Raw genomic sequence first — 23999 nt, 5'->3', positions numbered from 1 at the left:
CGCCGAGGAACGGAGGCCGCTGAATGGAAAAGTGAAATTGCCATCACTTGAACTGGGTGACGGGTCGCTCACAGCTATAGTGTGATTTTTTCGAAAAAACTTCATACCCGGCCCGGTGCCTGCTTTTTCTCCCCGGCATGGCACGCGAGGACAATGGCGAAGGCTTGAGACGGATCACCGTCTCGATGCCCGAAGAGACGTTCCAGTCGCTCGACCGGCTGGTGAACGAGCGCGGCTTCGACAGCCGCTCGCAGGCGATCGCCGAAATGATCCACCAGCAGGCCGCCGAGCATCTCGGAAAGATCGGCACGGAGGTCATGGCGGGGGCGCTGACGCTCGTTTATGACGAGTCGAAGAGCACGCTGCTGCGCGACCTGTCCCGGATCTGCCGCGAGCACGTGGCGGAGGTCATTTCCTCCCAGCATGTGCTGCTCGAGGACGAGCACGTGATGGAGGTGCTCCTCATGCAGGGCCCGGCACGAACGCTGCGGGAGATCGCCAACAAGCTGGTCACCTGCAAGGGCGTCAAGCGCGCCCACCTGACGCTCACGCCGCACCTGATCCCGCCGCTTCACGCCAAACGACTCACCGACTGATCGATGACACCCCTGCTCGAACGAACCCTGGAAGGTGCCGGCATGTGGTCGGCCGTCGTTTCCCGCGGCAAGCGGCTGCGGCTGACCGACCTCGAAGGCGGCGCCAACGTCGGCATGCTGCTCTACAATGCACTGGAGCGACACGAGCGCTACAACATGCCCGACACGCTCAAGGGCCAGCATGTCTTCCACCTGCGCGCGCCCTACTGCCTGCACTCGGACATGGGGCGGCTCTTCGCCTCGATCACGGCCGATTCGGTCGGCTGGCACGACACGGTCTGCGGTCACTCGGATGCCGCGCTGGTGAAGTCGAAGTACGGCGAACACAGTTATCAGGACGCGCGCAACGACTGGTATCGAAACGCCCGCGATTGCTTCCTGATCGAGCTGGCGAAGTGGGGCCTCGGAAAAAAGGACCTCGTCCCGAACCTGAACTGGTTCAGCAAGGTCGTCAGCGACGAGGGCGGCGCGCTGACCTTCGTGGCGGGGAATTCGCAGGCCGGCGACCGCGTCGAGCTGCGGTTCGAGATCGACACGCTGGTCGTGCTGAACACCTGCCAGCACCCGCTCGACCCCGATCCCGCCTACCATCCCCGCCGGGTGAAACTGGAGGTCTTTTCCGGCGACAAGCCGGCCCTCGATGACCCGAGCTTCGCGGTGCGGCCGGAAAACCTCCGCGCCTGGGAAAACAACGAAACCTATCACGCCCTCCGTTTCTGATGAAAGAGAGCCCCCTCGATCCCGCCAACGCCAGCTACCGGCAGGTCGTGCCCGCCGGCGATTGGTGGACGCATGAAATCAAGGCCGGCCAGACGCTGCGGATCCTCGATCTCGAAGGCAACCAGGCGGCCGACACGCTGTTCTACAGCGCCGCCGACCCGACCGACCGCTACAGCGCCGACCGCACCATCCAGGCCCAGCAGGCGCTCTATCTCACGGTCGGCACGAAGCTGATGAGCACGGAGGGAAATGTCCTGCTCGAGATCACCGCCGACACCTGCGGTCGCCACGACACGCTCGGCGGCGCGTGTTCCCGCGAGTCGAACACCATGCGCTATTCCCATGACAAGGAGTGCATGCACGCCTGCCGCGACAGCTTCATCCGCGGCGCTCAGGAATGGCGCGGCGAACTGACCAAGCGCGACATCACCTGCAACATCAACTTCTTCATGAACGTCCCGGTCACCCCCGACGGCCAGCTCACCTTCGCCGACGGCATTTCCGCGCCGGAAAGATATGTCGAAATGCAAGCCGCGATGGATGTGGTGTGCCTCATCTCCAACTGCCCGCAATTGAACAACCCCTGCAACGGCTGGAACCCGACGCCGGTGGAGGTGCTGATTTTCGATTGAAGATTGTTGATTGACGATTGAAGAGATGACGCCGGAAGAATTGAAGAAACGGACGAAGCAGTTCGGGCTGCGGGTGTTTCGGTTGGTGGAGGCCCTGCCGAACACCTTCGCCGGTAGAGCTATCGCCGGGCAGCTGGTTCGCTCCGGATCGTCGGTGGGCGCGAATTATCGAGCGGCTTGTCGAGGTCGCTCCAAGGCAGAGTTTCGAGCCAAGCTCGGCATCGTGATCGAGGAAGCGGATGAGTCAGCATACTGGCTGGAACTCATCATCGAGGGAGAATTCCTGCCCGCTGAGCGAGTGCAGCCGCTCCTCGCCGAGGCGGATGAGATATGTGCCATCATGGTCGCCTCAAGAAAGAACTCCGAATAGCCACCGAGCTGTCCCATGAACCCATCGACAATCGGAAATCTTCAATCGAAAATCCTCATCGCGAACCGGGGCGAGATCGCGGCGCGGGCCATCCGGACGATCCATGCGCTGGGCATGGACGCGGTGGCGGTTTACTCGGATCCGGACATCGCATCCCCGCACGTCGATCTGGCGGATGAAGCGCATCGCATCGGGCCGGGGCCCGTGTCGGAGAGTTATCTGGTGAAGGACAAGCTGATCGAGGTCGCCCGCGAGACGGGAGCGGCGGCGGTTTTCCCCGGCTACGGCCTGCTTTCGGAAAACACCGACTTCGCCCGGATGTGCGAGGAGGCCGGGGTGAAGTGGCTCGGGCCGACGCCGGAGCAGATCATTGCCTTCGGCTTGAAGCACGAGGCGCGTCGCTTGGCTGGCGATGCGGGCGTGCCGCTGGTTCCGGGGACCGACCTGCTCGAAAACGCCGAGGCCGCCGTTTCCGCGGCGTGGGAGATCGGCTTTCCGGTGATGCTGAAGAGCACGGCCGGCGGTGGCGGGATCGGGATGAAGGTCTGTCGCGATGAGGACGAACTGCGCCGCGAATTCGAGAGCGTGGTGCGGCTGAGCGAGCGCAGCTTCGGCTCGGGAGGTGTGTTCGTGGAGCGCTTCATCGAGCGGGGGCGGCATGTCGAGGTACAGATTTTCGGCGATGGAAAAGGCCGCGTGCTGGCGCTCGGCGAGCGGGATTGCTCGGTGCAGCGGCGCAACCAGAAGGTCTTTGAAGAAACCCCCGCGCCGGGGCTGACCGACGAAACCCGTTCGGCGCTTCACGCCGCTGCGGTGCAACTCGGCGAGAGCGTGAACTACCGCTCCGCCGGCACGGTCGAGTTTATCTACGATGCCGACCGTAGGGACTTCTTCTTCCTCGAGGTAAACACTCGCCTTCAGGTCGAACACGGCGTGACCGAGATGGTCACCGGCATCGATCTGGTCGAATGGATGATCCGCCTCGCGCTCGATCCCGACTGGACAATGCCCGACGCCGCGCCCGCGCCGCAGGGTTGCGCGATCCAGGCTCGGGTCTATGCCGAGGATCCGAACCAGAACTTCCGGCCCAGCGCCGGACTCCTGACCGAGGCGACTTTTCCGGAGTGGACCCGCTGCGATGGCTGGATCCGACCCGGCACCGAGGTCAGCCCGTTTTACGATCCGCTGTTGTGCAAGGTGATGGTCCACGCCGAAGACCGCGAGGCCGCCGTGGTCAAGCTCGGCAAGGCGCTCGACGAGTCGCGGATTTCGGGGATCGAAACCAACTTGCGCTACCTGCGCCAGGTCGTACGGTGGACGCCGTACGTCAATGGCGGCGTGGCGATGCACGACATGGCCGGCTTCGACTACCAGCCTCGGACGATCGACGTGCAATCGCCCGGCACGATGACCACGGTGCAGGATTTTCCGGGTCGGATCGGCTACTGGGAGGTCGGCGTGCCGCCCTGCGGGCCCTTCGATTCTCTCTCGCTCCGCCTCGCGAACCGGACGGTCGGCAACCCCGAAGGTGCGCCCGCCTTGGAGATCACGATGACCGGACCGACGCTGCGTTTCAACACCGCCACCAAGCTCGCGGTGGTGGGCGCCGAGGTGAAGGTGACCCGAAATGGCGAACCGGTGAGCGGAGCTTTCGATGTCGCCGCCGGGGACGTGGTGAAGGTTGGCCGGATCGAAGGCAGCGGCATGCGCTGCTACCTCGCGGTGAACGGTGGGATCGAGTCGCCGCAGTATCTCGGCAGTGCCTCGACCTTCACGCTGGGCCGCTTCGGCGGGCCGTTCGGGCGGGCCTTGCTTCCCGGGGATGTGCTGGGGATTCCTGATTGCCGACTGTCGATTGGCGATTGGGGTGAAGGCATTCCGATGACGAATGAGTGGCGGATCGGGGTGCTCTATGGGCCGCACGGGGCGCCGGATTTCTTTTTGCCGGAGGACATCGAGACCTTCTTCGCGACGAGCTGGGAGGTTCACTACAACTCGGCGCGGACGGGCGTGCGGCTGATCGGCCCGAAGCCGAAATGGGCACGCAAGGATGGCGGCGAGGCGGGGCTGCATCCGTCGAACCTGCATGACAACGCCTACGCGATCGGCGCCGTCGATTTCACCGGCGACATGCCCGTCATCCTCGGTCCCGACGGCCCGAGTCTCGGCGGCTTCGTCTGCCCCTGCGTGGTGGTCGAGGCCGAGCTGTGGAAGCTCGGCCAGCTCCGTCCCGGCGACAAGATCACCTTCGTACCGGTCGATGAGGCGTGGGCCGAAAGCCAACGCCAGGCCGTCGATGCCTACCTCGCCGGCCAGCTCGACGCGCTTCCTCTTCCTCAATCGTCAATCCTCAATCTTCAATCGGCAATTCTCGCCTCCTTCGGCGAGGGCGACGACGCGGTGGTCGTGCGGCGCGCGGGCGACACCTATTTCCTGATCGAGTTCGGCCCGCACCACCTCGACCTGAAGCTGCGCTTCAAGGTCCATGTGGTGTATGAGTGGCTGAAGGAAAAGGCGCTCGAGGGGATCGTCGATCTGACGCCGGGGATCCGCTCGTTGCAGGTTCACTTCGACCCGCGGGTGATCTCGCGGGAAGCGTTGTGGGTGATCATTGAGGAGGGCATCCGTTCGCTGCCGCCGCTGGAGGAAATCGAGGTCCCGGCGCGGGTGGTCCACCTGCCGATCAGCTGGGACGACCCGAGCACGCAGGAAGCGATCCGGAAATACATGCAGAGCGTGCGGCCCGACGCGCCGTGGTGCCCGAGCAATCTGGAGTTCATCCGCCGCATCAACGGGCTGGAGTCGATCGACGACGTGCATCGTATCTTCTTCGACGCCTCGTATCTCGTCATGGGCCTTGGCGACGTCTATCTCGGCGCACCGGTCGCCACGCCGCTCGACCCGCGCCACCGGCTGGTCACCACGAAATACAACCCGGCGCGGACTTGGACGCCGGAGAACGCGGTCGGGATCGGCGGCGCCTATCTCTGCATCTATGGCATGGAAGGTCCCGGCGGCTATCAGTTCACGGGTCGCACGGTCCCCGTGTGGAATCGTTGGCGGAAAACGGAGGACTTCTCCGAGCCCTGGCTGCTGCGCTTCTTCGACCAGCTCCGGTTTTACCCGGTGAGCGCCAAAGAGCTGCTGCGCCTGCGCGAGGAAGTTCCGCTCGGCCGGCACAAGCTGGAGATCGAGGAGACGGTGTTCCGTTTCGCCGACTACGAGAAGTTCCTTGAGTCGAACTCGGCGGAGATCGAAGCGTTCCGCAGCCATCAGCGGCAGGCTTTCCAAGAGGAACGCGAGCGCTGGGAGGCGGCCGGGCTGGCGATGGATGCGCCGGTGGAAACCGAGGTCGCCGACGAGGACGAACTCGTCATCCCGGACGGCTGCGTCGCCTTGGAAAGCCCGGTCACAGGCAGCGTGTGGAAGCTGCTTTCCGCCGCCGGCGAAACGCTGCAAGCCGGCCAGGGCGTGATGATCCTCGAAGCGATGAAGATGGAGATGCCGGTGGAAACCGAGACGGCCGTCGAAGTGGTCGAGGTTCTCGTTTCCGAAGGCGGCAGCGTGCGCGCCGGGCAGGTGGTGGCCATTGTTAGAGAATTGCCGATTTAAGATTGAAGATTGCCGATTGGACGACATGGAACGGATGACTTTGAGCTGGGTGAGAGGGCGCTATGCCGAGGGGGCAAGCGTGATGGACGTGCTGGAGGAGGTGACCGCGCGCATCGAAGCGTGGGACGATCCGGCGACCTTCATTTTCCAGCCCTCGCGTGAGCAGCTCGCGGCGATGGCGGCGGAGGTCGAGGCGATGGACCGCGCGCTGCCGTTGTGGGGTGTGCCTTTCGTGGCGAAGGACAACATCGACGTCGCTGGCTGGCCGACCACGGCCGCATGTCCCGACTTTGCCTACGTCGCGGAAACGGATGCCGCGGTGGTGAGGCGGCTGCGCGAGGCCGGTGCGATCCCGATCGGCAAAGGCAATCTTGATCAATTCGCCACCGGGCTCGTCGGGACTCGCTCTCCGTACGGCGTGGCGCGAAATGCGGTCGCGCCGGGCTGGCTGCCGGGCGGATCGAGCTCGGGCAGCGCGTCCTCGGTGGCGGCGGGCCTGTGCGTGTTCTCGCTGGGCACCGACACCGCCGGCTCGGGCCGGGTGCCGGCGGCGTTTCAGGAACTGGTCGGCTGGAAGCCGTCGAAGGGCCTGCTCAGCACCCGCGGCGTGGTGCCGGCCTGCCGCTCGCTCGATTGCGTTTCGGTGTTCGCGAACTCGGTCGCGGACGCCGCGGAGATCATGGACGTCGCAGGCGTCTTCGATGCGGAGGATCCCTACTCGCGCGACCTCGGCGTTGATCGTCCGCTCGGAAAGCGGGTCGGCGTGCCGAAGGACCTCGACTTCTCCGGCGATCCCGACACGCCCGGGCTTTTCGCCGCCGCGGCGGAAAAAATGGCCGCGCTGGGATACGAGCGGATCGAGATCGACCTCACGCCCTTCGTCGAGGCGGCCAAGCTGCTCTACGAAGGCCCGTGGGTCGCCGAGCGCTGGGCGGCGGTGGGCGACTTCGTGGCGGAAAAGCCGGACTCCGTTTTCCCGGTGACGCGCCAGATCCTCGAAGCCTCGCAGGGCTGGGATGCGGTCGCCACCTTCCTCGCGCAGGACAAGCTCAAGGCCTTTGCCCGCGAGGTGGAGCCGGTATGGGAAACGATCGACCTGCTGCTGCTGCCGACCACGCCGTGTCTGTATCGCGTCGAGGAAGTACTGGAAGAGCCGTATCAGACCAATGCCACGCTCGGCCGCTACACGAATTTCATGAACCTGCTCGACCTCTGCGCGGTGGCGATCCCCGCCGGTCGCGCCCGCGACGGCGTGGTGCCGTGGGGCGTGACGCTGGCCGCTCCTGCGGGCAAGGATGCGAGTTTGCTCGAAGTGGCCTCGAGTTTCACGGGCGAAGCCTGGTCGCGGCAGGCGCAGGGCGGGATCCCGGTGGTCGTCTGCGGCGCCCACCTCGAGGGCCTGGCGCTCCACTGGCAGCTCGCCGACCGCGGCGCGCGCTTGGTTTCCAAGACAAAGACGGCGCCGGCCTACCGGATGTATGCGTTGCCGGCCGGCGAGGGCATCCCGCCGCGGCCGGCGTTGATCCGCGAAGATGCGAATGGCGCGGCGATCGAGGTCGAAGTCTGGTCGCTCGACCGGGCGGCCTTCGGCGACTTCGTGTCGAAAGTCCCCGCCCCGCTGGGCATCGGCAAGGTACTCCTCGAGGACGGCAGCGAGGTCCCCGGTTTCATCGCCGAGCCCCGCGCGACCGAGGGTGCCGAAGACATCACCGCGTTTGGCGGCTGGCGGCCGTATTTGGCTCGGGGCTGAGCCAAGGGCTTGACCCTGAGGGCTCGGCGGCGTTCCTTGCCCGCGCTGATGGAACGGATCGATATTCCCAAGAAGGCGATCTACCGCCTGTCGATCTACCACCGCTGCCTGCGGCGGCTGGAGGAGCTGGAGGAGGAAACGGTCAGCTCCACCGCGCTGGCGAAGGCGGCGGGGGTGAAGCCGGCGCAGCTGCGCAAGGACCTGGCCTACTTCGGCCAGTTCGGCACGCGCGGGCTCGGCTATCCGGTCGCCGCCCTGGCCGGGATGATCCGCGACGTGCTCGGCCGCGAGCGGCTGCAGCCCGTGATCCTCGTCGGCGCGGGCAACCTCGGCTCGGCGCTGCTGCGCTATCAAGGCTTTCAAAAGGAGGGCTTCGAGGTCGTCGCGGCCTTCGATGCCGATCCCGCCGTGGCCGCCGCGCGGGGCGTGCAGGTGCCGGTTTTGCCGGAGGCGGAAATGGAGGACTTCATCCAGCGGGAGAATGTGCGGCTGGCAATCCTCTGCGTGCCGGGGCCGATCGCCCAGCTGCTGGCCAACCGCCTGGTCGCCGCCGGCGTGGCGGGGATCCTGAACTTCTCGCCGGTGGTCCTCGATGTGCCCGAGCCGGTGGTGGTGAACAACGTCGACCTCGCCATCGAGCTGGAGCACCTGAGTTTCTTCGTGCGCTAGGCCATGGGAGAAAATCCCAAGACGCCGGGCGGGTCGTCCGTTTCCCCGGATGACACCCCGCCGCTGGCCGGGGCGCCCGAGATGGTCGAAACCCGCGAACGCTTCATCGAGCGCGCGCTCGCCGAGTACGAGTCGCCGCTGATCGGCTACGCCCGGACGATCGTCAAGGACGCCGACCGCGCCCGCGACGTGGTACAGGACACCTTCATCCGGCTGTGCCGGCAGGACGTGTCGAAGGTGCGCGACGGCCTGAAGAGCTGGCTTTTCACCGTCTGCCGCAACCGCGCGCTCGACGTCCTGCGCAAGGAGGGCCGGGTGACGCACCTCGAAGATTTCGAAAACGCCCCGCTGCCGGTCGAGGAAAGCTCGCCCGCCGCCGAGGCCGACCGCGATGAGCGGATCGAGCAAGTTCTCAGTTATCTCGACCGCCTTTCCGACAACCAGAAAACCGTAATCCTGATGAAATTCCGCGACGGCAAGAGCTACAAGGAGATCGCCGAGGAGACCGGCCTCAGCTCGGGCAACATCGGTTTCCTCATCCACACCGGCCTCAAAAGGATCCGCCAACTGCTGCCGCCCGACCTGATGGACGGCTACTGATTTCCATGAAAAACCAACCGCGAATGAACGCGAATGGACGCGAATGGGGTGGTCCCGATCGCGACGGATGAACCGATGAAACTCCTTCCCGACGATCCCCGGCTGACGGCCTACGCGCTCGGCGAGCTCGACGATGACGAATCGCGCCGGGTCGAGCGTGCGGTGGCGGCCGATCCGGCGCTGCGCATCTCGCTGGATGAAATCGAGCGCACCTGCGGCTTCATGAGCGACGTTTTCGGCGCGGCGGGCGAGGCCCGGCTGCGGCCGAGCCAGCGCCGCGCGGTGCTGAAGGCGAGCGAGCCGGAGCCCGCGGTCGTGAGGAAAAGCCCGGCCTGGAAGCCGTGGCTGGTGGCCCTCGGGGCGGCGGCGGCGGTCGTCCTGGCGGCGGTGATGCTGGGCCAGCTCGGGGCAGGGCGGAAATCGCCGGGCACGATGCTGGAAGCCGTGGCCTTGTTGCCGGCTCCGGGTCCGTCCTCGGGATCCACGCGGGTGGCCTCCGGCGGCGAGGAAACGACGGCGCCTTCGGGGTCGGGCGGAGCCCCAGGCGATCGCTTCCGCGAGTTGGCGAAGAAGATCTCGCAAGCGCCCCTGCCGGTGCGCTCGGCTCTGCCGGCGACCACCGACCTGGCCGGGTTTTCCGCCGGCTCCGAGCTGCGGCTGCCGGTGGTGACCGGGACCGGCAGCGCGGTCTGGGTCCGGCGCTGGATCGAGGAGCGGGGCATGCTGCCGCCGCGCGATGCGGTGCGGGTCGAGGAAATGATCAACAGCCAGACGCTGCCGATGAAACCGCTCGGCGACCAACTTGAAGCCGGTGTGGCCTCGATGCCCTGCCCGTGGGCGCCGGACCGATGGCTGGTCGGCATCTCGCTGCGCGCGCCGGAGAGGGAAGTTCAGGGGCTGGTGCTGCGCTCGCTTTCCGAGCGGCCGCGGCGGGTGGTGGGCTCGTATGTCACGCGCTCGGATGCGGCATTGCCGACGACCCTGCCGGCGGGCCGCTCGCAGCTGGTGCTGATGGAATTTTCCGGCGAAGGCGCGCTGGGCACGGTCGAGCTGAGCGACGCGGCCGGGCATGCCTTTTCCCTGGAGATCCCGGAGGAAAAGCCCGACCCGGCGATGCTGCGCGCGGCGACCCAAGCGGCCTTCGGGCTGTGGCTGCGGGACGAGGAGGTGAGCGCGGACGACTTGAAGAAGCTGCTTGAGCGGACCCGCGATGATGACCCGATTTGGATGGCGCAGTGGCGGGTCATCGAGCGAGCATTGACGCTGCGGGGCGGGGCCGATTGAGTCGGGGCATGTCGCGGATTTCGATCCCCCGCTATGCCATGGCGCTGGCCCACGTGGCCTCGCTGCGTTCCGAAGACCCGTATCGGAAAGTCGGTGCCGCGGCGTTGGATTTCGACAACCGGGTCATCGCCACCGCCTACAATGGTCTCGCGCCGGGCTTCGACGCGCCGGCCGGATTCTGGGACGATCGCGAGGCGCGGCAGAAGTTCATGCTGCACGCGGAGATCAACCTGTGCAGCCTGTTCCGCCGCGGCGAGGTGAAGCTGGTGGCCAGCACCACCATGCCCTGCACCGCCTGCATGCAGACGCTGTGCGCCTATGGGGTGAGGGAGATCTACTACCGGGAGCAGTATCACGCCTCCGACGCGCCGGAGATCGCGCGGCTCTACGGGATCCAGCTTGAGAGGGTGACGGACTTTCCGACCGCCGGATGACTCACTTTCCTGCCGGATCCGGAGCCGGGGCCGGATCCTCCATGGCGTCGGGGATCGCGCCGATGAAGCTCTTGAGGTAGCCGAACTCCATCAGGGTGTCCTGCCAGGGATTGAGCATTTCGGGGTTGCGGAAAATGCGTTGTGCCCGCCGCAGGGCCAGCTCGGCGTTAAGTTCATCGCCCTGGTTGAAGGCGAGCGCGGCCTCGGCGTAGTAGGGGTAGGGCGAATCGTCGAACTCGTCGTATTTTTCCGCCATCTCCCTGGCCTCGTCGATCTTGTCGAGCTTGATGAGGGAGAGCATCAGCTTGAACTCGACCAGCCGCTGGAGCTGCATCTGCTTTTCGTCGTCGCCGATCATTTCCAGCACCTTGCGGAAGGTCTGCTCGGCCTCGCTCCACTTTTTGGTCACGAAGTAGACCTCGCCGATGTTGAACAGCACGTTGGGCGAGTCCGGGCTCAATTCGTCGGCCTTCTTGAAGTGCTCCATGGCGTCATCGAAGGACCGAAACTCCACCTTGCAGGCGCCGAGCAGGTTTTCCACGTCGGGAGAATCGGCGAAGATTTTCTGGGCGTCGTGGAGCTTCTCCTCCGTCTCGAAGATCCGCTTTTGGGCGAACAGCTCGCGGGCCTTGCCGAGCTCCTTGGCGAACTCGATGCGCTTCTCCTCCGGCAGGTTCTTGAAGTCCGCGACCCAAGCGAGATCTTCCTTCGTAGTGGACGGTTCCTGGGCGTGGAGCGGAGCCAGCAGCAGCGAGAGAACGGCGAGGAGAAAACGGGGTTTCATGGGCATTCGGATGAGCTTGGCGCCACGCTAGGCACGTGCCCGGCAAACCGCAAGCAGGGGATCAAGCCGGCCCGGCACCGTAGAGTCCGCGGGTGCGGATGAAATCAAGCACGGTCGGATCGAGATGCTGCGGCGAGCGTCCCGCCGCGAGATTCCGACGGATCGCGGTGGCCGAGGCCGGGTGTTCGCCGGACAGGTGGTGCATCGTCCAGCCGGCGCGCGGGAGGGGTTCGCCCTCGCGGGAAAAGACGATGAACTCGACCGAGGCGGCCAGCCGTTCCGGCTCCCTCCAGCGCGGCAGGGCGTCCCACTGGTCCTTGCCGAGCAGCCAGAAAAGACGCGCCCGCGGGTGGCGGCGCTGCATTTCCGCCACGGTGAGATAGGAAAAGGAGGGCGGTGGCTGGACGAGATCGAAATCGTCGATCTCCGCCCACGGCAGCCCGGCGGTGGCCAGCCGCAGCATCGCCAGCCGATCCTCGCCGGCGGCCGGCGGAGCACCGGCCTGCTTGTGGGGCGAAATCCGGCAGGGCAGGAAGATGACGCGTTCCAGGCCCATCTGTGCGACCGCCAGTCGGGCGATCGCCACATGCCCGAGGTGGACCGGATCGAAACTGCCTCCGAACAGGGCGATTTTTTCACCGGCCGGGAAATAGGGCGCCTCCATGGAGCGGGAGGAAACCAGATCCCGCGCGCCGCGGCAACCCGCACGGCGGTGGGAAGCGCCCGGAGTTCGAAGAGTTTTCCCCGACCGCTTCCAGGACACGCGCTGTCAGCATTATCTAACTATACACCCTGTTGAAGTTCAGCGACCAACAATCTCCGTCCTCAGCCGCGATCGGGATTGCCCCTTGCGAAACTTACCCCATAGTCATCGCACTTCGTCCCGGACCAGGCGGCGGGCGATCTGGGGGGAGAGCCCGTCGTCCCCGGGGCGGAGTCTACGTTTTTCCCCAAAAATCCCCCCAGGATCGGGCCGGCCATCAGCCCAGCCCGAACTGCCGCGCCGCATTGCCGGAGCAGACGGCGGTGATCAGCTGCGAGAGGGCCTCGAAGTCGTCGGGCAGCTCGCCGCGGTCGGCCTCGCCGCCGACCAGGTTGCACAGGATGCGGCGGAAATACTCGTGCCGCGGGTAGGAAAGGAAGCTCCGCGAGTCGGTCAGCATGCCCACGAAGCGCGACAGCAGCCCGGTCATCGACAGCGCGTTGAGCTGCAGCTCCATGCCGTCCTTTTGGTCGAGGAACCACCAGCCGGAGCCGAACTGGATGCGGTGGATGATGCCATCGCCCTGGAAGCTGCCGGCGATGGTGGCGAAGAGGTAGTTGTCGGCCGGATTGAGGTTGTAGAGGATCACGTGCGGCAGCGCGTTTTCCGAGGCGAGCCGGCCGAGGTACTTCAGCAGGCCGGGGCCCTGGCGGAAATCGCCGATGTTGTCGTAGCCCGCGTCCGGCCCCAGCGAGGCGTAGCCGTGGGGGTTGACGTTGCGCGCGGCGCCGAGGTGGAGCTGCTTGGTCCAGCCCTTGGCGGCATCGAGGCGACCGAGGAAGACGAGCAGGAAAAAGGTGAACCGCTGCCGGTCCTCGAGCGTCACCTGCCCGCCCGAGCGCGCCTTGTCGAAGATGTTCGAGGCCTGGGCGTCGTCGCAGTCGAGGGTCGGGATCGATTCCAGTCCGTGGTCGGAAAGCCGCGCGCCGGCGGCGTGGAAGTCGTCGTGCCGCCGGTGCAGCGCATCGAGCAGGTCGCCGAGGCTGGAGATGTCGATGCCGGAGGCGGACTCCAGTTTCCCGAGCCAGGCATTGAAGGCTTCGGGTTGATCGACGTTGAAGGCCTTGTCGGCGCGGAAGGTGGGCAGGACCTTGGTTTCCAGGCCGGATCCGGCGATCGCGCGGTGGTGGTCGAGCGGATCGACCGGGTCATCGGTGGTGCCGACCATGCGCACGTCGAATTTCTTCAGGATGCCGTGGGCGGAAAAGTCGGGCTCGGCGAGCCGGGCGTTGGCTTTTTCCCAGATCTCATCGGCCGTAGCGGGGGTGACCAGCGTATCGATGCCGAAGTAGCGCCGCAGCTCGAGGTGCGACCACGCGTGGATCGGATTGCGCAGCGTGAGCGGCAGGGTTTCCGCCCACGCCTGGAACTTCTCGCGCGGCGAGGCGTCGCCGGTGATCAGGCGCTCCTCGATGCCATTGGCGCGCAGCAGCCGCCACTTGTAGTGATCGCCGCCGAGCCAGATGTCGGACAGCGTCTGCCAGCGGTGGTCGCCGGCAATCTCGGCGGGCGAGAGGTGGCAATGGTAGTCGTAGATCGGCTGGTCCTTGGCCACTTCGTGGAAAAGGCGCTGGGCGGTCGGCGAGTGGAGCAGGAAGTCGTTGTCGAGATAGGCCATGGTTTTGGCGGCAGCTTGCGGGCGGACAGGTTGTAGGACAAGTCAGCGAATGAGGTATTCCCGACATCGGCGGCTTCCGGTCGCGGTTCCGCGGCCCGCTGGCTGGCGCGGGACCCGCTTTTCCACCCATCGGGCAGCTGGCGTTTCCTCCATGCCGACGACGATCGGCCCTACGAATCGATTGTTGGGCCGCCGCCGATCGGAGATCCGGGAAATGGCCCTCGGCATCAGCAAAAAAACGCATCCGCTGGCAGCTTCGTCACTCCCCGTCCGGTGCGGGATCTGCTAGCCACGGCTCGCGATGTGGAGAGGTTTGCTCACGGAGGAAAAAGCAGTCGATCAACTGCCGGCGGCGGAGGTCGATCCGCAGGCGGTGGTGGCATTGGCGGAAAGGCTGTTAGCGGCCGCCTTGAAGGCCCGCCGGCCGGCCGAAAAGCGCGCCGAGGCCCAGCTCTCGCGCATGATGGACGACGAGGCGGGCAAGGCGTTTACCTTCGCCATGGCCGACGAGGTCTTCCGCCCGCCGACGGCGAAACGGCAGGCCCGCTTGTTTCACGACCTCGTCGAGCGCTTCGGCGTGCCCTCCTACCTCCCGCTGCCGTCACGGATGGCTTTGAAGCTCGGCACCTTCGGCGCGAAACTGGCGCCGGCCCTGGTGATGCCGAAGGTGACCCAGCGGCTGCGCGACGAGAGCGCGGAGGTGATTCTGCCCGACGAGGAGCCCGGCCTTTCCCGACATCTGCGCAAACGCAAGGAGCACGACATCGGCGTGATCGTGAACCAGCTGGGTGAGGCCGTGCTCGGCGAGGAAGAGGCGCTTCGGCGCCTGCGCGCGAACCTCGACCGCCTCGCCGATCCCGCCTGCGAGGCCATCTCGGTCAAGCTGTCCGCCATTTTCAGCCAGATTCATCCCGTGGCCGATCTGGAATCGGTGGCGGTACTGAAGGACCGGCTGCGCGAGATCTATCGCTCCGCGATGCGGCACCCGAAGGCCGACGGCATGCCGAAATACGTCAACCTCGACATGGAGGAATACCGCGATCTGCGGCTGACCTGTGCGACCTTCGTCGAGGTGCTGTCCGAGGAGGAGTTTCACCATCTGGAAGCGGGCCTGGTGCTGCAGGCCTACCTGCCGGACGCGTGGCCGGTGCAAAAGGCGCTCAATGCCTGGGGGCGGCAGCGGGTGGAGAACGGCGGGGCCGGCATCCGCATCCGGCTGGTCAAGGGCGCCAACCTGGCGATGGAGCGGGTCGATGCCGAATGGCACGACTGGCCGCTGGCACCGTATGGCTCGAAGGTCGAGTCGGACGCGAACTTCAAGCGCATGATGCAGGAGGCCTGCCGACCGGAGAACGCCGCCGCGGTGGCCGTCGGGATCGCCAGCCACAACCTCTTCGACCTCGCCTACGGCCTGCTGCTGCGGGAAAAAAACGGGGTCGCCGAGCGCGTCCGCTTCGAGATGCTGGAGGGCATGGCCAACCACCAGGCGCGCACGGTGAAGGCCGAAGCCGGCGGGCTGGTGCTCTATGCGCCGGTGGTCGCGGCCGACGATTTCCCGAGCGCCATCGCCTACCTGATCCGCCGCCTCGACGAGAACACGACGCCGGAGAACTTCCTCCACGATCTCTTCGGCATGCAGCCGGGCGACGAGGCCTGGCTGCGGCAGGTCGAGCGCTTCAAGGCCGCCTGCGACGCCATCCCGACCACCCCTTGGGGACCGGCGCGGGGGCAGGACCGCGCCGCGGAAACCCACGCCCCGACCTTGCCGGACGAGCCCTTCGACAACGAGGCGGACACCGATTTTTCGCTGGAAGCGAATGTCGACTGGATCCGCGCACGGGTCGCCGAGGAAAAGGAAGCCCCGCCGGCCAAGGTGCCCCTGCAGATCGGCGGCATCCCCCACGACGGCAAGGGCACCGCGACCACCGAGGACCCCTCGCGGCCCGGGACGGTGGTGTGCGAGTATGCCGAGGCCGGCTGGGATGAGGTGATGGAGGCGATCGAGACCGCCGTGGATGCCCGCCAGCGCTGGATGGCGAAGCCCGCCGCCGAGCGGACGGAGATTCTCCTCCAGGCGGCGGCCGAGCTTTCCGCGGTGCGCGGAAAAGCCATCGCCACCATGGTGCGGGAGGCCGGCAAGTCGGTGGTCGAGGCCGATGTCGAGGTCAGCGAGGCGATCGATTTCGCCAACTACTACGCCCGTAGTTTGAGCGCGGACGGCTGGTCGGACGGATCGAGCTTCACGCCGATCGGGCCGGTGGTCGTCACCCCGCCGTGGAACTTTCCCTTCGCCATCCCCTGCGGCGGCGTACTGGCGCCGCTGGCCGCGGGCACCTCGGTGATCCTGAAGCCCGCCCCGCAGACGGTGCTCACCGCCTGGGTCATGGCCGAGGCCCTGTGGCGCGCCGGCGTGCCGCGGGAAGTGCTGCAGTTCGTGCCTTGCCCGGACGGGCCGGTCGGCCAGGAGCTGGTAACGGATTCCCGCATCGGCGCGGTCATCCTGACCGGCGGCTTCGACACCGCACGGCTGTTCCTTTCTTGGAAACCGGACATGAACCTGTTCGCCGAGACCTCGGGCAAAAACTCGCTGATCATCACCGCCGCGGCCGATCCCGACCTGGCGGTGAAGGATCTGGTCCGTAGCGCCTTCGGCCATGCCGGCCAGAAATGCTCGGCCGCCTCACTGGCCATCCTGGAGGCCGAGGTTTTCAATGATCCGTCCTTCCGCCGCAAGCTGGCCGATGCCGCCTCGTCGCTGCGGGTCGGCCCGTCGTGGGACTTCGCTTCGGTGGTCACGCCCGTGATCCGTCCCCCCGGCCCCGAACTCCGGCGCGCACTGAGCTCGCTGGACGGAGGCGAGTCGTGGCTCGTCGAGCCGCGGCAGGACCCGGAAAACCCGCAGCTGTGGTCGCCCGGCATCAAGCTCGGCGTGAAGCCGGACTCGTGGTTCCGCCGCACCGAGTGCTTCGGGCCGGTGCTCGGCGTGGTCTGCGCCCGCGATCTCCGGCATGCCATCGAAATCCAGAACGACTCCTCCTTCGCGCTGACCGGCGGCCTCCACTCGCTCGACCCGCAGGAGATCGCGCGGTGGCGCGAGCAGGCGCAGGTGGGCAACGGCTACATCAACCGCCCGATTACGGGAGCCATCGTCCGTCGCCAGCCCTTCGGTGGCTGGAAGCAGTCGTGCTTCGGCCCCGGAGCCAAGGCCGGCGGGCCGAACTACGTCGCCCAGTTCGGTGCGTGGGAGGACGCCGCGCCTCCGGAAAAAAAGGCCCGCGTTTCGCCGGCGGTGGAGGCTTTCCTGAAACTCGACGCCACCGGCGAGTTCCGCCCGGCAGCGGAGAGCGATGCGTGGTGGATGAAGCACGAGTTCGGCATCGAGCACGATCCCAGCGGCCTCAAGTGCGAGAGCAACGTCTTCCGCTACCGCGCCGTCGGCCGCGTGCTGCTGCGCTCCGAGGACGAGCGCGACCTGCGCCGGATGATGATCGCCGCGCTGGCCAGCGGACGGACGGCGGGAGATATCGACCTTTCACTGGTGCCCGACCAGCCGGTCTTCGACTGGATGCGCGGCTTCACCACGCTGCGGGAAACGGACAAGCAGCTCGCCGATCGGATCGCGCCCGGGCTCTATGGCTCGATGCGAGTGGTCGGGGCCCCACCGTCCGTGCGCTCCGCCGCGGCGGAAAACGGCCTGCGCCTCAGCCCCGCCGCGCCGGTGTCGAACGGCCGCGTCGAGCTGACCCGCTATTTCCACGAACAGGCCATCTCGCAGACCTTGCACCGGCACGGCTCGCCGATCCCGACGATCAGCGGAAAGTGACCTTCGCGGTGCCCGGCTGCATGCCGGCGGCGGTGGCGCGGATCGTCACCTCGCCGGTCTTTCCGCCATCGCGCCGCAGGATCAGCACCGCTTTTCCATGGAACAGCGGATGGCGCGCGTCCTGAAAGGGATCGAGGCCCGTCCGGGCTCATAGGTCACGTTTTCCCAGCGTAGCCGGTGGCGGTCAGTGACGGCATAATACGGGGCGAGGACCTCCTTTTCCGAACCATCCCCGCCGGCGGGGGCGGCCTCGGTGAGGTCGAGGGTTTTTCCGGTACCATCCCTGACCCTTCCACGGCAGCTTGCCCTGCTCGCCGGAGACCTCCGGATCGAAAGGTCCCGCGATGGCCCAGTCGTGCGGCAGATCGACCGCCTGCCAGTCGGTGCCGGGCGTGTCGGCTTGATCCGGCCCGGTCAGTTTTCCGCGATGAAAAAACCAGTCCCGGTTGATGACGCGTTCCTCACGGGCCGAGGCCGCCATGAGGAACGCCGAGGAAAGAACGAGGATCAAGGCACGCATGGGTGCTGGAGACTACACCGGTCTCCTTTCCGCCCTGTCTACTCCAATCGGGGTGGCAGGAAGCTCAGACCGCGCGCCGACGGCGGACCAAGGCGAGAAGCCCGCCGAGACCGGCGAACACCACGGCAGTGGGCTCGGGAAGCGTCTCCACCCGGGTGCCGGTCACCTTGGCCACTTCCTTGCCGGGCAGCTCGTCGGGATCTTCTCCGGGAAGCGTGCCGTAGGCTTCGAAGCGGGTCGTCCAGTTATCGCTCTCGAAGCCGGTATTGGCGGTGTTGGTGAAAACGATGGTGTCCCAGGTGGTGCCTTCGAGTCCGAAGAAGTTCACGAAGGCATATCCTTCGCCGGCGTTCTTGCCGACAAAGGCCGTGGTGGGATTGCCCTTGTAACCGGCGTCGGCCGCCACCGCGTCGAGCAGGGTGAGCGTGGAATACTGGGCCACCAGCACGCTGTTCTTGTAGAACTGGAGTTGGTTGTTGGGATCGCCGGCCGACCACCACAGGCCGAAGTAGGCTTGTTCTGCGGCAAAGGTGAGCGTGGTCGAGGAGGTCGCGCTGCCGCCGCCGACGGAGGTCGACTGCACCGCGTAGTTGGTGTTGGTGCCGGTGGTCAGGCCATCCAGCGTGGCACCGCCATACTGGTCGGCGGATCGGACGTAGACCTGGTTGATGGTGCCCACGCCGGCCCAGCTCACGTTGGACTGGCGCGAATTGCCGGGCAGCGAGTTGAAGGTAAAGACCTGGGTCGAGGTCAGCGTGGTCTGCATCTCGCCGGGGCTTTCGGCATAAGTGATGATCAAGGCCGCCTGGCTGGAAGTGGCGCCTGCCAGACCAAGGGCGAGCACCAGCCAGCTTCGAAAGGCGGTGGGGCGAAGAGACATGAGGAGATCGGATGACATGGGCGTCGGTGAAGTGGTGCCGATCATCCATGGGAAAATGATGGCCGGCATTCCCAACTCACGTGGGAACGCGATCGCGTTTCTACGTGTTCGAGGAAGTGGGCCGGAGACGAATCGGTGCCACAAGATGCGTGCGCTTTCCTTATCCCATCTCTTCCGATGCCCGATCCGACCCCATCCTCCATCGGAGGCCCACCGACCGTGGGGGTGGTGATCCGTTTTCGCGATAGCGCCGGGACGCTGCCCGAGGTGCTCCGCTGCCTGCAGGCCCAGACCCGCCGGCCCGACCTGCTGGTGGGAGTGGACACCGGCAGCTCGGACGGCAGCGCCGAAATCATCCGCCAAGCCGGTGGACGGGTGATTTCATGGTCGGAAGCCTATGTGCACCCGCGGGTCCTCAATTTCGGGGTGGAGCATTGCCCGGCCGACTTCATCCTCGCACTGAGTTCGCACACCGCCCTTGATGGGCCCGACACGATCGAGCGGCTCGCCGACGCCCTAGCCCGCGACCCCGAACTGTGCGCGGTGAGCTCCCCATGGGATGGTGACAACTACTACAGCTGTCGTATCACTTGGCGGGAACTGCAGGAGAAGGGCCTCAAGTTCGGTGGCATTTACTCCAACAGCATGGGCATGTTCCGCCGGGCCTGCTGGGGGGAGTTCCCGTTCGATCCCGAACAGCGCGAGTGTGAGGACTATGCCTGGGCCGTGGCGATGTTGCGGCGCGGCTACGCGGTGGGGCGGCTCCGATACCCCTTCCGCCACCTCCGGCAGGGCGGGACACGAATGGACATTTTCGCCCCCGTGGCGTTCCGGCTGGCGCGTCGTCACGGCCTGAAGGTGGCGTGGTCGGGAGCGGTCGGCACCCTCAGGGCGCTGGTGCGTCATGGCTGGCGCTGGCTCCGTTCCCCGGCCGGACGAGAGCAGGAAAGCCACTTCATCGCGGCTCACTGGACGAAGCTGCGGGCCTGGAGCAGTGCGGCGGGAAAACGGGATTGAGGGTTTTCGAAATCCTCCTTCCCCCCGGCCGCATGACAGGCTCTGGTCGATGTCGATGGACGATGAGCGCGAGACGCCCGCCAAGCCGCCGGACTGGGATTCGTTCGAAACCTGGACGGGGGAGGAGGAGCGGGAGCCGTGGTGGGCCCCCTGGTTCCACCGGGCGATGATCGCTTTTTCCCTACTGTTGGTATTCCTTATTTCGGGCGTGCTGTTCTGGCTGGGCGCCACGCGTTCGGCGATCGGCAGGGAGATGCTGCTTGAGGAAAGCGGCAGGATGTCGCTGACCCGTTTTATCATCGGCGGGGGCATCGGGGTCGTCGCCGTGCTGGTGGTCTACTTCAAGCGGCCCCGGCCGCCGGCCATTTGAGCGGGCGCCACTCTCGACATCGGGCGCCCGACCCGCGAGCGTTCCCCCCGTGTCCGCATTGGAGGTTCTGAAGCAGGTTTTCCCGGTCTATCTGCTGATCATCGGGGGGGCGGTGGCCCGCAAGGCGGGGCTGGTGAAGCGCGGCAACGACGATGCCGTGCTGCAGCTCGTCTTCCACGTGATGTATCCGTGCTTCATCCTCGACAAGATCCTGGGGGCGGAGAGCGTGCGTAGCTTCGGCACGGTGGCATGGGGGCTCGGCACCGGCTTCGGCCTGACTGTCGGCGGCTTCACGCTGGCATGGCTGGCCGCCGGTGTGCTGCGTTACCAGCGCGGCCATGGGAAACGCACCTTCGCCGTCACCGCGGGCGTGCAGAATTTCGGCTACACCGCCATCCCGGTGGTCGAATCGCTGTGGGGAACCGGGGCGCTGGCCGTGCTGTTCGTGCACAACCTCGGCGTCGAGCTGGCGGTGTGGTCGGTCGGCGTGATGCTGATGTCCGGCGACAAATCAATCCCCTGGCGGCGCGTCATCAACGGCCCGACGGTCTCGGTGCTGCTCGGGCTGACGCTGGTCGGGCTCGGCTGGGACCGCCGCGTGACCGGGCCCCCGCGCGAGGCGATGCACTGGCTGGGCGCGGGCGCCTTTCCCCTGGCGATCTTCGTGACCGGCGCGCTGATGATCGACCTGATCGGCACCGAGCGACCCACCCTCAAGGCATCGCTCGGCGGGGTGGCGATGCGGCTGGCGCTGATCCCGCTGGTCATGCTCGCGGTCGCGAAATGGCTGCCGATGCCGGTGGCGCTGAAGCAGGTGGTGATGGTTCAGGCCTCGATGCCCGCGGCGATGACGCCGATTCTTTTGGCCAAGCTTTACGGCGGCCGACCGGCGGTAGCGGTGGAAATCGTGGTCGCGACCACGGTAGCGAGCCTGGTCACGCTGCCCTTCGTGCTGCTGTGGGGCCGCGCATGGCTGGGGCTTTAGGCTCTGGAATCCGGTCCCGGCGGCGGGGCGTGCCGAGGCCGTTCCCACATCGGAAGGACCGCGGCCTCGGGGTAAATCAGGCGGAAAGATCGGCCGGTTCGGCGAGTATCCGCTCCGTCGGGGCTTCCTGCGGAAATGGCGGGCCCGACCATGTCTTCGCAACCCGCTCCGATGATCCACCGATTCCCCACCACCCGTCTTGTCTCGCTCCTCCTTCTCGCGGCCGCGACTTCCGGCTTTGCCCAAAGCCCGAACGAGCGGCCATCGAAGGACTCATGGACCATCGCGGTCATTCCCGACACCCAGTATTACGTGAACAACGAGGACCATGCCCCGTATTTCACGGAAATGACCCGCTGGCTCGTGAAACAGCGGAAAAAGTACCACATCCAGCTGGTGCTTCACGTGGGCGACATCGTCGATGGCAACCGCCCGGAGCAGTGGGAACGGGCGAAGGAAAGCCTCGAAGTGCTGGATGGCAAGCTACCCTACGTGCTGGCGGTGGGAAACCACGACCTCGGGCACAATTCCTCGGACCGCAGCACGATGCTCAACGACTACTTCAAGATCTCGGACAACCGCCTGAACGAGCAGATCTTCGGCGGTGCCTTCGAGGAAGGCCGGCTGGAGAACGCCTGGTATCACTTCGAGCACGGCGGCCGGAAGTACGTCATTTTCTCGCTCGAGTTCGGTCCGCGGCGGGAGGTCGTGCAATGGGCCGGCAAGGTCGCCGATCGCCATCCGGACGAGTCCTACATCCTCGTCACCCACGAGTTCATCGACCAGGAATCGACCCTGTTCAGCGACGACGGGCTGGCACGCCGCACCACCCGCCAGACGAAGAACAGTCCTTACTCCTACGGCATCAGCAAGGACGGCAACGTCCACTGCGGCTCGGAACTCTGGGATGCCTTCGTTTCCAAACACTCCAACTTCGAGCTCGTCGTCAACGGCCACTACAAGCCCTACGAACGCGTCAGCCCCGACGGCAACGAGGTGAAGGCCATCCGCGGGCTTGCCGTCTCCCGCCGGAACGACGTCTACGATGATCACCGTAGCGTGCACCAGATGCTCTTCAACGGCCAATGGGCGCCGCACGGCGGCGATGGCTGGCTGCGCCTGCTGGAGTTCCTGCCGGATGGCGAAACGGTCCGCGTCTGGACGGTCTCCCCGCACATTATCTGGGAAAAGGGGGACGAAGCCGGCTGGCCGACCAGCCCGGAGATGAACTACACCTACAAGCTCCCCCCAGCCCGGAAGGCGACCACCCGCTGACCTTCGAGTTCGTCACGATCAGCCTCGCCCGGCGCGCGACCACCCGGGAGCCACCGGAATCCGGATGAGCGGGCATTCGCCTTGTCGAGCTGCGCGCGGTTGCCCAGCTTGCGCGAATGAGTGAGGAAGACTCCCGCCCACTGCCCAAGAGCCCGCGGCTGATGTCGATCGATGCCCTGCGCGGCCTCGACATGTTCTTCATCGTCGGCATGGAGGAGGTCTTCGAGGCGCTGTCGGAAATGTTCCCGATGTCGCCCTCGCTCAACGACCGCGTCCAGCATGCACCGTGGGCGGGCTTTCATTTCTACGACCTGATCTTCCCGCTGTTCGCCTACATCATCGGCGTGTCGCTGGTCTTTTCCCTGACCAAATCCACCCAACTGCACGGCAGGAAATCCACCACGCTGAAGATCCTGAAACGCAGCGCGATCCTCTATCTGCTCGGCGTGTGGATGTATGGCGGCATCGGCGAAGGCATCGAGCAGGTCCGCCTGCTGGGCGTCCTCCAACGGCTGGCGATCTGCTACCTCGCGGCCGGCCTGGCCTTTGTCTGGCTGCGGCCGCGGGGCCTGTTGGCGCTCACGGTCGGGCTGATCGCGGGTTACTGGGCGCTGCTGTCCTTCGCGCCGGTCCCGGGCTTCGGTGCCGGCGATTTCGCGGAGGGGCACAACCTCACCAACTGGATCGACCAGCACTACCTCCCCTTCCGCAAATGGGATGGCGACCACGATCCCGAGGGCCTGCTGAGCACCCTGCCCGCGATCGCCACCTGCCTGCTCGGCGTGTTCGCCGGGCGGCTGCTTCGCGACCCTGAGGTGGACGCTTCGCGAAAAGTCCGACGGCTGGTGGTCTGGGGCCTCGCCGGCGTCGCGGCCGGGCTGCTCTGGCACCTGCAGTTTCCGGTCATTAAGAAGATCTGGACCTCGTCCTTCGTACTGCTGACGGGCGGCCTCAGCACCTTGTTGATGGCCTTGTTTTATTTCGTCGTCGATCTTCGCCAGCACCGTCGTTGGTGTCAGCCCTTCGTGTGGATCGGCATGAACGCGATCACGATCTATCTTCTGGTCCACGTCGTTGACCTCACCGGCCTGGCAAGCGGTCTGATCGGTGGGGAGATCCACGCCTGGCTCGAGAGCCTGCGCACCGGTCTCGGCGAGCTCGCCACCGCCCTTCTGGCGCTCGCCTTTTCCGTATGGATCTGCCGGTTCCTCTACGTGCGGCAGATTTTCCTGAGGGTTTGAGAGAGCACCAACGCCGCGACGAGCCTGCGCCCGCGACCGATCCAGAAAGTGGAATC

General features: G+C 66.1%; 21 protein-coding genes. 16 read left to right on the top strand and 5 right to left on the bottom strand.

The features are described 5' to 3' along the window. Window positions 1-137: 137 nt before the first annotated feature. The 10 genes from ABXH26_RS09410 to ABXH26_RS09365 all read left to right on the top strand — a co-directional run bounded on the left by ABXH26_RS09410 (window position 138) and on the right by ABXH26_RS09365 (window position 10667). Window positions 138-596, top strand: coding sequence for a CopG family ribbon-helix-helix protein (locus ABXH26_RS09410; protein WP_353566805.1), 459 nt, complete (start codon window positions 138-140; stop codon window positions 594-596). A 3-nt stretch (window positions 597-599) separates the two neighbouring features. Next, entirely contained in the window at window positions 600-1316 is a 717-nt protein-coding gene (locus ABXH26_RS09405; protein WP_353566804.1) for an urea amidolyase associated protein UAAP1, read from the top strand. Further along, a complete protein-coding gene (locus tag ABXH26_RS09400; protein WP_353566803.1) occupies window positions 1316-1948 on the top strand; it encodes an urea amidolyase associated protein UAAP2 in 633 nt (210 codons plus the stop codon). Before ABXH26_RS09405 ends, ABXH26_RS09400 begins: the two co-directional genes overlap by 1 nt. A 10-nt stretch (window positions 1949-1958) precedes the next feature. After that, complete coding sequence (locus ABXH26_RS09395) at window positions 1959-2318, top strand: four helix bundle protein (RefSeq protein WP_353566802.1); 360 nt, start codon at window positions 1959-1961, stop codon at window positions 2316-2318. 15 nt (window positions 2319-2333) lie between these two features. After that, on the top strand, window positions 2334-5930 hold the full coding sequence (gene uca, locus ABXH26_RS09390) for an urea carboxylase (RefSeq protein ID WP_353566801.1): 3597 nt from the start codon (window positions 2334-2336) through the stop codon (window positions 5928-5930). Between the two features lie 25 nt (window positions 5931-5955). Beyond that, entirely contained in the window at window positions 5956-7680 is a 1725-nt protein-coding gene (atzF, locus tag ABXH26_RS09385) for an allophanate hydrolase (RefSeq protein ID WP_353566800.1), read from the top strand. A gap of 48 nt (window positions 7681-7728) precedes the next feature. Further along, entirely contained in the window at window positions 7729-8349 is a 621-nt protein-coding gene (locus tag ABXH26_RS09380) for a redox-sensing transcriptional repressor Rex (RefSeq protein WP_353566799.1), read from the top strand. Between the two features lie 3 nt (window positions 8350-8352). Continuing rightward, a complete protein-coding gene (locus ABXH26_RS09375; protein ID WP_353566798.1) occupies window positions 8353-8949 on the top strand; it encodes an RNA polymerase sigma factor in 597 nt (198 codons plus the stop codon). Window positions 8950-9024: 75 nt separating this feature from the next. After that, a complete protein-coding gene (locus tag ABXH26_RS09370) occupies window positions 9025-10233 on the top strand; it encodes a VWA domain-containing protein (protein ID WP_353566797.1) in 1209 nt (402 codons plus the stop codon). Between the two features lie 8 nt (window positions 10234-10241). Continuing rightward, a complete protein-coding gene (locus ABXH26_RS09365) occupies window positions 10242-10667 on the top strand; it encodes a deoxycytidylate deaminase (protein WP_353566796.1) in 426 nt (141 codons plus the stop codon). Window position 10668: 1 nt separating this feature from the next. On the opposite strand, the gene ABXH26_RS09360 is transcribed toward ABXH26_RS09365, so the two are convergent. From ABXH26_RS09360 to uxaC, 3 genes are all read right to left on the bottom strand, one after another. Further along, window positions 10669-11451 (bottom strand): tetratricopeptide repeat protein, encoded by a 783-nt coding sequence (locus tag ABXH26_RS09360; protein WP_353566795.1) that lies wholly within the window; start codon window positions 11449-11451, stop codon window positions 10669-10671. A 61-nt stretch (window positions 11452-11512) separates the two neighbouring features. After that, a complete protein-coding gene (gene nadD, locus ABXH26_RS09355) occupies window positions 11513-12115 on the bottom strand; it encodes a nicotinate (nicotinamide) nucleotide adenylyltransferase (protein WP_353566794.1) in 603 nt (200 codons plus the stop codon). 316 nt (window positions 12116-12431) lie between these two features. After that, window positions 12432-13832: a glucuronate isomerase gene (gene uxaC / locus ABXH26_RS09350; protein ID WP_353566793.1), complete on the bottom strand. Its 1401-nt coding sequence runs from the start codon at window positions 13830-13832 to the stop codon at window positions 12432-12434. Window positions 13833-14133: 301 nt separating this feature from the next. On the opposite strand from uxaC, the gene ABXH26_RS09345 reads away from it, so the two are divergent. Beyond that, window positions 14134-17655 (top strand): proline dehydrogenase family protein, encoded by a 3522-nt coding sequence (locus ABXH26_RS09345; protein ID WP_353566792.1) that lies wholly within the window; start codon window positions 14134-14136, stop codon window positions 17653-17655. Between the two features lie 184 nt (window positions 17656-17839). Here ABXH26_RS09345 and ABXH26_RS09340 read toward each other — a convergent pair whose 3' ends face one another. Next, window positions 17840-18175: a hypothetical protein gene (locus ABXH26_RS09340; RefSeq protein WP_353566791.1), complete on the bottom strand. Its 336-nt coding sequence runs from the start codon at window positions 18173-18175 to the stop codon at window positions 17840-17842. A gap of 64 nt (window positions 18176-18239) precedes the next feature. Then, window positions 18240-19073, bottom strand: a complete 834-nt coding sequence (locus ABXH26_RS09335; protein WP_353566790.1) for an Npun_F0296 family exosortase-dependent surface protein — start codon at window positions 19071-19073, stop codon at window positions 18240-18242. Window positions 19074-19232: 159 nt separating this feature from the next. Here ABXH26_RS09335 and ABXH26_RS09330 point away from each other — a divergent pair, with 159 nt between their 5' ends. The 5 genes from ABXH26_RS09330 (at window position 19233) to ABXH26_RS09310 (ending at window position 23943) form a co-directional block, all read left to right on the top strand. Continuing rightward, window positions 19233-20072: a glycosyltransferase family 2 protein gene (locus ABXH26_RS09330; RefSeq protein ID WP_353566789.1), complete on the top strand. Its 840-nt coding sequence runs from the start codon at window positions 19233-19235 to the stop codon at window positions 20070-20072. A gap of 55 nt (window positions 20073-20127) precedes the next feature. Next, entirely contained in the window at window positions 20128-20442 is a 315-nt protein-coding gene (locus tag ABXH26_RS09325; RefSeq protein WP_353566788.1) for a hypothetical protein, read from the top strand. A 49-nt stretch (window positions 20443-20491) separates the two neighbouring features. Then, the gene (locus ABXH26_RS09320; protein WP_353566787.1) at window positions 20492-21427 is read left to right on the top strand and encodes an AEC family transporter; all 936 of its coding nucleotides are present in this window, start codon (window positions 20492-20494) and stop codon (window positions 21425-21427) included. A gap of 171 nt (window positions 21428-21598) precedes the next feature. Continuing rightward, window positions 21599-22702 carry a metallophosphoesterase gene (locus ABXH26_RS09315; protein ID WP_353566786.1) on the top strand — a complete coding sequence of 368 codons (1104 nt, stop codon included), beginning with the start codon at window positions 21599-21601 and terminating at the stop codon, window positions 22700-22702. Between the two features lie 116 nt (window positions 22703-22818). Beyond that, window positions 22819-23943: an acyltransferase family protein gene (locus ABXH26_RS09310; protein WP_353566785.1), complete on the top strand. Its 1125-nt coding sequence runs from the start codon at window positions 22819-22821 to the stop codon at window positions 23941-23943. Window positions 23944-23999 lie beyond the last annotated feature (56 nt).

The sequence above is a fragment of the Haloferula sargassicola genome, assembly GCF_040362925.1.
Classification (GTDB): domain Bacteria; phylum Verrucomicrobiota; class Verrucomicrobiia; order Verrucomicrobiales; family Akkermansiaceae; genus Haloferula; species Haloferula sargassicola.
The sequence above is the reverse complement of the archived record's forward strand: the minus strand, read 5'-3'. Positions and strand labels throughout refer to the sequence as shown.

Bases quoted from the DNA above. Each gene is read 5' to 3' on its own strand.
- atzF (WP_353566800.1), top strand. From the start codon at position 5,956: ATGGAACGGATGACTTTGAGCTGGGTGAGAGGGCGCTATGCCGAGGGG.
- ABXH26_RS09370 (WP_353566797.1), top strand. From the start codon at position 9,025: ATGAAACTCCTTCCCGACGATCCCCGGCTGACGGCCTACGCGCTCGGC.
- uca (WP_353566801.1), top strand. From the start codon at position 2,334: ATGAACCCATCGACAATCGGAAATCTTCAATCGAAAATCCTCATCGCG.
- ABXH26_RS09340 (WP_353566791.1), bottom strand. From the start codon at position 18,175: ATGCGTGCCTTGATCCTCGTTCTTTCCTCGGCGTTCCTCATGGCGGCC.
- ABXH26_RS09410 (WP_353566805.1), top strand. From the start codon at position 138: ATGGCACGCGAGGACAATGGCGAAGGCTTGAGACGGATCACCGTCTCG.
- ABXH26_RS09380 (WP_353566799.1), top strand. From the start codon at position 7,729: ATGGAACGGATCGATATTCCCAAGAAGGCGATCTACCGCCTGTCGATC.
- ABXH26_RS09375 (WP_353566798.1), top strand. From the start codon at position 8,353: ATGGGAGAAAATCCCAAGACGCCGGGCGGGTCGTCCGTTTCCCCGGAT.
- ABXH26_RS09310 (WP_353566785.1), top strand. From the start codon at position 22,819: ATGAGTGAGGAAGACTCCCGCCCACTGCCCAAGAGCCCGCGGCTGATG.
- ABXH26_RS09360 (WP_353566795.1), bottom strand. From the start codon at position 11,451: ATGAAACCCCGTTTTCTCCTCGCCGTTCTCTCGCTGCTGCTGGCTCCG.
- ABXH26_RS09405 (WP_353566804.1), top strand. From the start codon at position 600: ATGACACCCCTGCTCGAACGAACCCTGGAAGGTGCCGGCATGTGGTCG.
- uxaC (WP_353566793.1), bottom strand. From the start codon at position 13,832: ATGGCCTATCTCGACAACGACTTCCTGCTCCACTCGCCGACCGCCCAG.
- nadD (WP_353566794.1), bottom strand. From the start codon at position 12,115: ATGGAGGCGCCCTATTTCCCGGCCGGTGAAAAAATCGCCCTGTTCGGA.
- ABXH26_RS09365 (WP_353566796.1), top strand. From the start codon at position 10,242: ATGTCGCGGATTTCGATCCCCCGCTATGCCATGGCGCTGGCCCACGTG.
- ABXH26_RS09400 (WP_353566803.1), top strand. From the start codon at position 1,316: ATGAAAGAGAGCCCCCTCGATCCCGCCAACGCCAGCTACCGGCAGGTC.
- ABXH26_RS09345 (WP_353566792.1), top strand. From the start codon at position 14,134: ATGTGGAGAGGTTTGCTCACGGAGGAAAAAGCAGTCGATCAACTGCCG.
- ABXH26_RS09325 (WP_353566788.1), top strand. From the start codon at position 20,128: ATGGACGATGAGCGCGAGACGCCCGCCAAGCCGCCGGACTGGGATTCG.
- ABXH26_RS09330 (WP_353566789.1), top strand. From the start codon at position 19,233: ATGCCCGATCCGACCCCATCCTCCATCGGAGGCCCACCGACCGTGGGG.
- ABXH26_RS09315 (WP_353566786.1), top strand. From the start codon at position 21,599: ATGATCCACCGATTCCCCACCACCCGTCTTGTCTCGCTCCTCCTTCTC.
- ABXH26_RS09335 (WP_353566790.1), bottom strand. From the start codon at position 19,073: ATGTCATCCGATCTCCTCATGTCTCTTCGCCCCACCGCCTTTCGAAGC.